General features: G+C 69.3%; 10 protein-coding genes. 8 read left to right on the plus strand and 2 right to left on the minus strand.

Annotation, left to right across the window (positions count from 1 at the left end; genetic code table 11):
* The 6 genes from IM632_RS06515 to IM632_RS06540 all read left to right on the plus strand — a co-directional run.
* Window positions 1–925, plus strand: a 925-nt coding sequence (locus IM632_RS06515) for an electron transfer flavoprotein subunit alpha/FixB family protein (protein WP_296552144.1), incomplete at its 5' end; no start/stop codon positions are given.
* Window positions 926–1,104: 179 nt separating this feature from the next.
* Window positions 1,105–1,983, plus strand: coding sequence for a 3-hydroxybutyryl-CoA dehydrogenase (locus IM632_RS06520; RefSeq protein WP_296484935.1), 879 nt, complete (start codon window positions 1,105–1,107; stop codon window positions 1,981–1,983).
* A gap of 128 nt (window positions 1,984–2,111) precedes the next feature.
* Window positions 2,112–3,371: an EAL domain-containing protein gene (locus IM632_RS06525; protein WP_296484932.1), complete on the plus strand. Its 1,260-nt coding sequence runs from the start codon at window positions 2,112–2,114 to the stop codon at window positions 3,369–3,371.
* Window positions 3,372–3,434: 63 nt separating this feature from the next.
* Window positions 3,435–4,331, plus strand: a complete 897-nt coding sequence (locus IM632_RS06530) for a TIGR01459 family HAD-type hydrolase (RefSeq protein ID WP_296484929.1) — start codon at window positions 3,435–3,437, stop codon at window positions 4,329–4,331.
* Window positions 4,332–4,356: 25 nt separating this feature from the next.
* Window positions 4,357–4,785: a MaoC family dehydratase gene (locus tag IM632_RS06535; RefSeq protein ID WP_296484927.1), complete on the plus strand. Its 429-nt coding sequence runs from the start codon at window positions 4,357–4,359 to the stop codon at window positions 4,783–4,785.
* A complete protein-coding gene (locus IM632_RS06540) occupies window positions 4,782–5,726 on the plus strand; it encodes a bifunctional riboflavin kinase/FAD synthetase (protein ID WP_296484952.1) in 945 nt (314 codons plus the stop codon). The genes IM632_RS06535 and IM632_RS06540 overlap by 4 nt, the downstream gene beginning before the upstream one ends.
* 13 nt (window positions 5,727–5,739) lie before the next feature.
* On the opposite strand, the gene IM632_RS06545 is transcribed toward IM632_RS06540, so the two are convergent.
* Together IM632_RS06545 and IM632_RS06550 are read right to left on the minus strand one after the other, a co-directional pair.
* Window positions 5,740–6,051 (minus strand): helix-turn-helix transcriptional regulator, encoded by a 312-nt coding sequence (locus IM632_RS06545; RefSeq protein WP_296484925.1) that lies wholly within the window; start codon window positions 6,049–6,051, stop codon window positions 5,740–5,742.
* On the minus strand, window positions 6,048–6,368 hold the full coding sequence (locus IM632_RS06550) for a type II toxin-antitoxin system RelE/ParE family toxin (protein WP_296484922.1): 321 nt from the start codon (window positions 6,366–6,368) through the stop codon (window positions 6,048–6,050). Before IM632_RS06550 ends, IM632_RS06545 begins: the two co-directional genes overlap by 4 nt.
* Window positions 6,369–6,579: 211 nt before the next feature.
* Between IM632_RS06550 and IM632_RS06555 the strand changes: the two genes are divergently transcribed.
* Entirely contained in the window at window positions 6,580–6,810 is a 231-nt protein-coding gene (locus IM632_RS06555) for an AbrB/MazE/SpoVT family DNA-binding domain-containing protein (protein WP_296497659.1), read from the plus strand.
* Complete coding sequence (locus IM632_RS06560; protein ID WP_296484917.1) at window positions 6,807–7,238, plus strand: type II toxin-antitoxin system death-on-curing family toxin; 432 nt, start codon at window positions 6,807–6,809, stop codon at window positions 7,236–7,238. The genes IM632_RS06555 and IM632_RS06560 overlap by 4 nt, the downstream gene beginning before the upstream one ends.
* Window positions 7,239–7,306: the final 68 nt, after the last annotated feature.

The following is a 7,306-nucleotide window of genomic DNA, read 5'->3' on the forward strand; positions in this document are numbered from 1 at the left end:
CGATCACGACAACGCGTCCCTCAAGGACAGCACGCACAAGACGGTCACCGCCGCCCTCGCCCTTTCCGGGGACGTCGATGTCCTCGTGGCCGGCAAGGGCGCCGGCGAGGTGGCCAAGGCCGCCGCCGGCATCGCCGGGGTCCGCAAGGTCCTGCACGCCGAAAGCGACGCCCTGGGCCAGGGTCTGGCCGAGGCCATCGCCAGCCTCGTCACCCCTCTGATGGCAGGCTACGACGCCCTGCTGACCCCCGCCACCTCCCTGGGCAAGAGCTTCTCGCCCCGGGTGGCGGCCAAGCTGGACGTGGCCCAGATCACCGAGGTGGTCGAGGTCGTGGACGGGTCCACCTTCGTGCGCCCGATCTACGCCGGCAACGCCCTGGAGACCGTCCAGTCCTCGGACGCCAAGAAGGTCATCACTGTCCGGTCGACCAACTTCAAAGCCGCCGCCGAGGGTGGGTCCGCCGCCCTCGAGACCGTGGATGCGGGCCCCGGCGCCGGCAAGACCACCTTCGTCGGTCAGCAGATCGTCAAGTCGGCCCGTCCAGAGCTGACCGCCGCCAAGATCGTCGTGTCCGGCGGCCGGGCCATGGGCTCCGCCGAGGAGTTCCAGCGGGTCATCGAGCCCCTGGCCGACAAGCTGGGCGCCGCCGTCGGCGCCAGCCGCGCCGCGGTCGACGCCGGCTACGCCCCGAACGACTACCAGGTCGGCCAGACCGGCAAGGTGGTCGCCCCCGAACTCTACGTGGCCGTCGGCATTTCGGGCGCCATCCAGCACCTGGCCGGCATGAAGGACTCCAAGGTCATCGTGGCCATCAACAAGGACGGCGACGCCCCCATCTTCCAGGTCGCCGACCTGGGCCTGGTGGCGGACTACAAGGCCGCCATCCCCGAACTGATGGACGCCCTGGCCGCCGCCGGGAAGTAAGCCCGGCGCCCATTGCGGAAACCCGGAGGGGGGTGCGGCCGCCGCGCCCCCCTTTTTCCTGCGCGGCGCCCGGACACCTGCTTGCGCTGCGATGCAGCAAAAGGCTTGGCGGCGCCGCAACACGCCTCTAGGGTGCGCGCCTCACGCGGCCGGAGAGCCGCATCTGCGGGGTCACGGACATGGCGGGTATCAGGACGGTCGGCGTCATCGGCGCGGGTCAGATGGGGTCGGGCATCGCCCATGTCGTGGCGCTTGGCGGGTACGATGTCCTGCTGCACGACGTCAGCCCGGATCGCATCGAGGCCAGCCGCAACCTGATCGGCCGCAACCTGACCCGGCAGGTCTCCCGCGAGATCATAACGCCCCAGGACATGGAAGCCGCCCTCGGCCGGATCCTTCCGGCCCCGGAACTGCAGGCGGTCGGGGCCGCCGACCTGGTCATCGAAGCGGCCACCGAGAGCGAGGAGGTCAAGAAGTCGATCTTCCGTGCCCTCGCGCCGCACCTCGCCGACCAGACCCTCCTGGCCTCCAACACCTCGTCCATCTCCATCACTCGCCTGGCGGCGGCCACCGACCGGCCAGAGCGCTTCATCGGCCTGCACTTCATGAACCCGGTGCCCCTGATGAAGCTGGTGGAGATCATCCGCGGCATCGCCACCGACGCCCCGACCTACGAGACCGCCGTCAACTTCGCCCGCTCCCTGGGCAAGACCACCGCCAACGCCGAGGACTTCCCGGCCTTCATCGTCAATCGCGTCCTGGTGCCGATGATCAACGAGGCCATCTACACCCTCTACGAGGGCGTCGGCACGGTGGAGGCCATCGATACGGCCATGAAGCTGGGCGCCAACCATCCGATGGGACCGCTCGAACTGGGCGACTTCATCGGCCTGGACACCGTCCTGTCGATCATGAACGTCCTCTATGAGGGCCTGGCGGACTCCAAGTACCGCCCCTGTCCCCTCCTGACCAAGTACGTCGAGGCCGGCTGGCTCGGCCGCAAGGCCGGGCGCGGCTTCTACGATTACCGCGGCGAGGCGCCCGTCCCGACCCGCTGACCGGGATCGTCCGGCCAGGACAACCGCCGCGCGTTCCTGGCGAAGTCTCTGACAGGACGTGATTTTCCTGTTCGACACCCTGTCATGGTTAACGGATACTGCAGAGTGATTCGGGGACGGGCGGGAACATGCGACGCCTCATTCTGCCGCTGTTGACCGCAAGCTATTTCAGCCTGTCGCTGATCTTTGCGGTCCTGATCTGGCGCAACGGCGGGGGCTGGGGCGCCGGCGTGGCCGGGCTTGCCGGCGGCCTGGGCCTCTGCTTCACCTTCCACGGCCTGATCACCGGCGTTCTGGGCCAGGCCTCCCTGCGCAAGGAGATTGAGACCCTGCGCCACGCCCACCGCCTCCTCGTCGGACAGATCGAGCAGATCGACGCGCGGGTAGCCGAGGTCCTGGAGACCGTCGCCCTAGACGCCCAGCGCCGCTCGGAAGAGCTCTCTACCGAGGTCCAGCTGCTGGAGGACCTGGTCACCCGCATGAGCGAGCGTCTCGATGAACGCCTCGCCGATGGCCCGGGTGGACGGACGGGCGAAGGCTCCCGACCCGGATGGCGCGAACGGCTTCAGACGGTGCGTGAGGCCTTGGTCAGTGGCCGGGTCGACCTCTACCTCCAGCCCGTCGTCAGCCTGCCCCAGCGGCGGACCCTTTTCTACGAGAGCTACACCCGCCTTCGCGACGAGAGCGGTCGTGTCCTCATGCCGGCCGAGTTCCTGACCGTCGCCGAGCCCGAGGGTCTGGTCGGCGCCGTGGACAACCTGCTGCTCTTCCGCTGCGTGCAGATCGTCCGCCGTCTGGCCCAGACCGACAAGAGGGTCGGCATCTTCTGCAATATCTCGATCAGCTCCCTGTCCGACGAGGGATTCTTCCCTCAATTCCTGGAGCTGATGGCCGAGAACCGGGACCTCGCCGGATCGGTCATCTTCGAGATCGGTCAGTCCGCCTATGACAACCGGACCTCCGCCGCCGTGCGCAACATGACCCGGCTGGCCGAGCTGGGCTTCCGCTTCAGCCTCGACAAGGTTCGCCGGCTGGACATGGATTTCCAGGAGCTGGCGCGCAGCGATGTCCGCTTCCTCAAGATCGCCGCCCAGTCCCTGCAGGACGAGATCGTGGAGAGCGGTGAAGGGCCCGTCTTCCGCGCCCTGCCCGACCTGGCCGCCGAGGACTTCGCCACCCTCGCCCGCCGCTATGGCGTCGACATCATCGCCGAGAAGATCGAGAATGAACGTCAGGCCGTCGAGGTCCTCGACCTCGACATCGGCTTCGGGCAGGGCCACCTGTTCGGCGAGCCCCGCGCCATCCGCGGCGCCATCCTGGCCGAGACCGACCCGCCGGCCGACTACCTTCAGGCGCCTCTGCGCCGCCGGGCTGGCGAGCGGACCTGAGAAGCGTCCTTGTGGACCTGTCGGCGGTTGACCGCCGCAGCCGGGGCCGCTACCGCCCCCGTCATGAGCCTTCCCGAGCCGATCCAGGGCCTTGATGAGATCGCCGACCGCTACGACGTGGTCCTTTCAGACGTCTGGGGCGTTATCCACAACGGCCGGGAGAGCTTCGCCCCCGCCTGTCGGGCCCTGGCCGTCTTCGCCGAACGGCGCGGGCCGGTCATCCTGATCTCCAACGCGCCGCGCCCCGCCGCCGATGTGGTCCCCCAGCTGTACGCCCTGGGCGTCTCCCGCACGGCCTGGAGCGCCCTGATCACCTCCGGCGACGCCACCCGCTCCCTGCTGGCCGAGCGGGCGCCGGGTCCGGTCTGGGCCATCGGGCCGGACCGGGATGCGGCCCTCTACGCCGGTCTCGGCCTGGACCTGGCGGGGCCGGAAGACGCCGCCCTCATCTGCGTCACCGGCCCCTACGACGACGAGACCGAAACCGCCGAGGACTACCGCGAGCGCTTCGAGGCCATCCTGCCCCGCCGCCTGCCCCTGCTCTGCGCCAACCCCGACATCGTGGTGCAGAGGGGCGACCGGCTGATCCCCTGCGCCGGCGCCCTGGCCCGGCTCTACGCCGACCTGGGCGGAGAGGTGCGCATGGCCGGCAAGCCGCACGCCCCCATCTACGACCTCTGCATCGCCGAGGCGGAGGCCAGGCTCGGGCGCCCCGTGGACCGCCGGCGCATCCTCTGCATCGGCGACGGAATCCCGACCGATATTCTGGGCGCCAACGCCCAGGACCTGGATGTCCTGTTCGTGGCCGGCGGCATTCATGGGGCCGAGCTTCTGGGCCCGCAGGGTCTCGACATGGAGGCCGCCCGCGACCTCCTGGCCCAGGCCGGAGCCGGCGCCCGATGGGCCAGCGCAGGCCTCGACTGGACGGCGCCCCTTCGCGCCGACGACGGCGCCCGCTAGTCTGCCGGAGTCTGGAGGGAACCGCATGCAGGGACGCTTTTTCGAGGACCTTGTCGTCGGCGACAGCGCAGGCATGACCCGTATCGTCACCGCCGCGGTGATCGAGGCCTTCGCCGAGGTCTCCACCGACTCCAATCCCGTCCACCTCGATGCGGCCTACGCCGAGGGGACGATCTTCAAGGGCCGGATCGCCCACGGCATGCTGTCCGGCGCCTACATCTCGGCGGTCATCGGCATGCAGCTGCCCGGGCCCGGGACCATCTACCTCTCCCAGTCCCTGCGCTTCCGCCGGCCGGTGCGACTGGGCGACGCCGTGGACGTGCGGGTCACGGTGGAGGCCCTGGATCCCCGCCGGGGCGAGGTCACCCTCTCCACGGTCTGCGAGGTCGACGGCAAGCGGGTGGTCGAGGGCGAGGCCGTGGTCCTGGCGCCCCGTCGCGAGGCTGCGGGCTGAATATGCGCATCATCCGGGGCTGGCGGGAGCTGTCGCAGGACGACCGGGGCGCCAGCATCGCCCTGGGCAACTTCGACGGCGTCCACCGCGGGCACCAGGCGGTGATCGGCCTGGCCGCCGCAGCCGCCCGGGACCTCGGCGTCCCCCTCGGCGTCGTGAGCTTCGAGCCCCATCCCCGGCGCATCTTCCAGCCCGACGCCCCCGCCTTCCGCCTGATGAAGCCCGACCAGCTGGCCCGGGCCCTGGACGCGCTCGGCGTGGACTTCCTCTATCTGCTCCCCTTCGACGACGTGATGCGCGAGCTCTCCGACCAGGCCTTCGCCGAGCAGGTCCTGCACGAGGGTCTGGGCGTCCGCCACGTGGCCGTGGGCTTCGACATCTCCTTCGGCAAGGGCCGCTCGGGCAGCCCGGCGACCATGCAGGCCTATGGCGGCGCCCTGGGCTTCGGCGTCTCGGTGGCCGAGGCCATCGGCGACGGCGACAGCGAGGGCAAGTTCTCCTCCACCGACGTGCGCAACGCCCTGCGCGAGGGCCGCCCGGAGCTGGCCGCCGCCATCCTCGGCCGGCCCTTCGCCATCGAGGGCGAGGTCCGCCAGGGCCGTCAGCTGGGCCGCACCCTCGGCTATCCCACCGCCAATGTCGAGCTGGACGACTATGTCGCCCCCCGCTTCGGCGTCTACGCCACCCGCACCCGCCTGGCCGACGGCCGTACCCTGGCCGGCGTCGCCAATATCGGCGTCAACCCCACCGTCGCCGGCGAGATCGCCCCGCGCCTGGAGGTCTGGCTCTTCGACTTCGACGAGGACCTCTACGGCCAGGTGATCGAGACCGACCTCATCGCCTTCCTGCGCCCGGAGGCGAAGTTCGCCTCCCTGGAGGAGATGACCGCCCAGATCGACGACGACGCCTCCATGGCGCGGATGATCCTGTCGGCGGGGTAGGCGGCGCGAGGTCTCAGACCAGCTGGATTTCCACCCGCTTGCCGCAGGCCTTGGCATAGCGGCGGATCGTCTCGAATGTGGGCGAGTGCTTGGGATCGCGCAGCGAGCTCTCCAGGCGCGAAACGGCGCTCTTGGAAGTCCCCATCCGGATCGCAATCTCCTCCTGCGTCAGGCCCGCCTGTTTGCGCGCCTCAAGCAGGGACCGCAGCGCCGCGTACTCATCGGCGCCGGCTTCCCAGGCTTCCTTGAACCCGGGCCGCTGCATCGCCCTTTCCAGGGCCTCCTTTCCGTCGTGACGGACGGGCCTGAAACCCGGATCGCTCATGATTGCACTTCCTTCATCCGCCTGCGAGCCAGCTTGAGGTCCCTGTCGGGCGCCGCCTGGCTCTTCTTCACAATGCTGTGCAGGATCACCAGCTCGCGACCGACCTGCGTGCAATAGAACGCCCGGCCAATCCCTTCAGGCCCCTTGCAGCGAAGCTCGAACAATCCCCCGCTCATCGCCCGCGAGTGGGGCATCCGGAGATCGAGGCCTTCCGCCTCCAGCCATTCCACCAGGCGGAGGAAGTCGGCATAGATGCCGACAGGCCAATCCTCGATCTCCCGCCTCACGCGGTCGTTGTAGTAGAGAACCGTCCACACGGCTGAAAGTTATCATTATTGAGAACTTTTGTCGACTGGCGTCATCGCTCGCCGATGCCCGGAGGCCAGTTCCGCCTCCATCCGGGACATGACCGCCCACATCGACGACGACGCCTCCATGGCGCGGATGATCCTGTCAGCGGGGTGAGGGGGCGGATCGGCAGGAACCCCGCCCTTGCATGTCAGGTCGCGATGACGTTAGAACGTCCGTATGAACTTGACTGTCAAACTCACCAAGGTGGGAAACTCCACCGGCGCCATCTTCCCCAAGGAACTCCTCGCCCGCCTGCGTGTCGGGCCGGGAGATACCCTGTATGTGAGTGAGGCGCCGGACGGAGGCGTCCGCCTGAGCCCCAGCAATCCCGATTTCGAGGCCAAGATGGCCGCCGCCGAGGCGATCATGCGCGAGGATCGCGACATCCTCCGCGTCCTGGCGAAGTGACGGACAGGGGGCCGGACGAGCCCGTCTGGCTGGAGGTCGAAGTCGCACTCGCCATCCATGACCGACAGCTTGCGGAGCATGGCGGGCTTCAGGGCCTGCGCGACGCCGGCGCCCTGGCGGCGGCCCTCGAACGCCCGCGGCACAAGTGGGCGTATGGGCAGACCGACATCGCCGCCCTTGCAGCCGCGTACGCATGGGGCCTGGCCAGGAGCCACCCCTTTGCTGACGGCAATAAGCGCACCGCCTGGGTGCTGGCTCGTCTGTTCCTTGTGATGAACGGCCATCGACTGACCTTCGGGGCATCGGAGGCGATCCGGATCGTTCTGGCCCTGGCGAGCGGAAAGCTGGAGGAAGGCGCCCTCGCAGACTGGATCCGCGCCCGCCTCTCCCCCTCCCCTGCTGACAGCCGCCCCGCCGGTCTGCTATAGGCCCGCCCCATGATCCTGGTCCGGACTCCTGCGCGAATTACCCGCCCGGCGTGACGCCGCCGGACGAC

The organism is Phenylobacterium sp. (genome assembly GCF_020402505.1).
Classification (GTDB): Bacteria; Pseudomonadota; Alphaproteobacteria; order Caulobacterales; family Caulobacteraceae; genus Phenylobacterium.

Coding starts and splice junctions, on each gene's coding strand:
- IM632_RS06525 (WP_296484932.1), top strand. CDS start 2,112: ATGCGACGCCTCATTCTGCCGCTGTTGACCGCAAGCTATTTCAGCCTG.
- IM632_RS06545 (WP_296484925.1), bottom strand. CDS start 6,051: ATGAGCGATCCGGGTTTCAGGCCCGTCCGTCACGACGGAAAGGAGGCC.
- IM632_RS06530 (WP_296484929.1), top strand. CDS start 3,435: ATGAGCCTTCCCGAGCCGATCCAGGGCCTTGATGAGATCGCCGACCGC.
- IM632_RS06555 (WP_296497659.1), top strand. CDS start 6,580: ATGAACTTGACTGTCAAACTCACCAAGGTGGGAAACTCCACCGGCGCC.
- IM632_RS06520 (WP_296484935.1), top strand. CDS start 1,105: ATGGCGGGTATCAGGACGGTCGGCGTCATCGGCGCGGGTCAGATGGGG.
- IM632_RS06535 (WP_296484927.1), top strand. CDS start 4,357: ATGCAGGGACGCTTTTTCGAGGACCTTGTCGTCGGCGACAGCGCAGGC.